Genomic DNA, 417 nt, shown 5'->3' with positions numbered 1-417 from the left:
TGCGCGAGCGCTACGCCGCGCTCGGCCGCGCGCCCGCCGACGTCGAACTGATGATGTTCGCCCAGGCCAACTCCGAGCACTGCCGGCACAAGATCTTCAACGCGTCCTGGACGCTCGACGGCCGCGACCAGCCGCAGTCGCTGTTCAAGATGATAGCATCTATGGACTAGATACAACAATCATCGATTTGACGCAAGAAAAACCAAAATTACTGCGTCAAGGGGCTGTTACTAAAGAAGAATTACTTAAAAAAGTTCCTGAACTTGGTCAAATTGAATAAAATAAGCTGAAAAAAGTAATCTAAAAATTTCCGAACATTCTTTGGCAATGATGAGATTTACAAGCCAACTTATTTCAAAAAAGAGCCTTTAGCCGATATAATAGTTTTAGAGTTGAAAGTTTGCTTGCGAAAGTAAA

At 45.1% G+C, this 417-nt stretch carries 1 protein-coding gene; it reads left to right on the top strand.

All coding sequences use genetic code 11. The features are described 5' to 3' along the window. Window positions 1–170, top strand: a 170-nt coding sequence (locus EAS64_RS48140) for a phosphoribosylformylglycinamidine synthase-related protein (RefSeq protein ID WP_187366585.1), incomplete at its 5' end; no start/stop codon positions are given. Between the last annotated feature and the right edge of the window lie 247 nt (window positions 171–417).

This window comes from Trebonia kvetii (assembly GCF_007827045.1).
GTDB classification, from domain to species: domain Bacteria; phylum Actinomycetota; class Actinomycetes; order Streptosporangiales; family Streptosporangiaceae; genus Trebonia; species Trebonia kvetii.
This window is presented reverse-complemented; position numbering and strand designations above follow the sequence as displayed.